We start from the raw sequence: 261 nt of genomic DNA on the forward strand, positions 1-261 counted from the left end.
CCGACCGACTTGGCGATCTGGGTGAAGGTGTTGGCCATACCGGTACTGAAGTACGGCAGACCCTCGGTGTTGTAGAACAGACCCGCGAACGGGCTGTAGCCGTTGACCAGCGTGCCCAGGTTGGTGGGCAGGCTGGTCTGCCCGGTCAGCAGGAACCAGACCTCCGACAGCGGATCGGTCGTGCTGGTCGTCGCCGCCGTCGTCGCCTGCGTCGTCGCGTTGGTCGTGGTGCTCGCCGCGGGCGTGGCCAGCGACTGCAGG

General features: G+C 67.0%; 1 pseudogene. It reads right to left on the reverse strand.

The window, feature by feature from the left end:
* Positions 1-261, reverse strand: a pseudogene (locus tag ACYQ8K_RS30310) (PPE family protein); the annotation flags it as partial.

It is taken from the genome of Mycobacterium sp. MUNTM1 (assembly GCF_054660795.1).